The following is a 1,377-nucleotide window of genomic DNA, read 5'->3' as shown; positions in this document are numbered from 1 at the left end:
AGTACATCAACGGCTTCTACAACCCACGTAGGCGCCATTCATATCTGGGCGGCATCAGCCCCCTCGCATTCGAGGCCAAGGTGGCATAGTGAGATAGGTGACCGGCACAAAGCCGTTACAAGTCCAGGGCTTGCCGGGATCGATGTAGTGCCACTCGATCTGGTTTCTGGCGGCCCATTCCAGGATCGCCCGACTGGTGAATTCGGTCCCATTATCACTGACAATGCAAGCCGGTTTGCCATAAAGGCGCACCAAAGTGTCGAGTTCGCGCGCCACGCGGGCGCCGGATATGCTGGTGTCCGCGATCAGGCACAGGTTTTCGCGGCAACAGTCATCATTGATGGCCAGAATCCGGAACTTGCGCGATGCGCCGAACGTGTCCGATACGAAGTCCATCGACCAGCGTGCCCCCGGCGCCAGCGGCACGGGCATCGGTGTACGGCTGCCCCGCGCCCGTTTGCGTCCGCGACGCCGGCGCACTGACAAGCCTTCCTCCCGATAAAGCCGGTAGAGCTTCTTGTGATTCATGATCATCCCCTGACGCTCGAGCATGATGCCGATCCGCCGGTAGCCGAAGCGACGACGCTTGCCCGCAACCTCCTTCATGGTATCGCGGATGGCGCTGTGGTCCGGTTGGCGTTCGCGCCGAACAGTCTTGGGATCGACACCAATCAGCCGGCAGGCCCGGCGTTGCGAGACATCATAGTCCCGCAACACCCGCAGCACCGCGTCCCGCCGCTGGCCCGGTGTCGTCAGACTTTTCCCAGCAAGTCCTTCAGGATCGCGTTGTCGAGCATGCTGTCCGCCAGCAAGCGCTTCAGCTTGCCGTTCTCGTCCTCAAGCTGGCGCAGGCGGCGGGCATCCGACACCTCCAATCCGCCGTATTTGGCCTTCAGCTTGTAGAACGTCGCCGTGCTCAGACCATGTTTGCGGCAAATCTCCACAGTCGGCAGACCGGCCTCCTGCTCTTTGATCATCCCGATAATCTGCGCCTCGGTGAAACGGCTCTTCCTCATGCGTCTGCTCCTTCCAGATGGCAGACTCTACATCAGAATGAGGGAACTTTCGGGGGGCAGGTCACCCCCTTTTTCATTCAGACCACCGGAGCGGTGACGAGAAAAGCCGCCATCATGCGCGCCAGATCCTGCTTCAACACTTCCCAATCGCCTTCCCACGCCGCAGTGGTCGCCGATCCGAAACCCAGATAGCGGGCGATCGAGGCATAGAGGACGCGAAACAAGCTATCCACGGCACGCAGGGGATCTGGTTGGGCAATGCGGCTGGCGTGGAGAAGCAGAGCTTCTTTGACCGAATTGGCGGTGGCAGCATAGGACGTTTTACCCGTAGCGGCGACCAGCGGATCGACGCTCGCGCGCA

The 1,377-nt window shown here is 60.9% G+C and carries 2 pseudogenes; both read right to left on the bottom strand.

The features are described from left to right. Positions 1–105: 105 nt before the first annotated feature. Positions 106–1,016: pseudogene (locus tag EOE18_RS18170) on the bottom strand (IS3 family transposase); the annotation flags it as partial. Positions 1,017–1,093: 77 nt separating this feature from the next. Further along, a pseudogene (locus EOE18_RS18565) lies at positions 1,094–1,377 on the bottom strand (TetR/AcrR family transcriptional regulator); the annotation flags it as partial.

Origin of the sequence: Novosphingobium umbonatum, assembly GCF_004005905.1 — a bacterium.
GTDB lineage: Bacteria > Pseudomonadota > Alphaproteobacteria > Sphingomonadales > Sphingomonadaceae > Novosphingobium > Novosphingobium umbonatum.
This window is presented reverse-complemented; position numbering and strand designations above follow the sequence as displayed.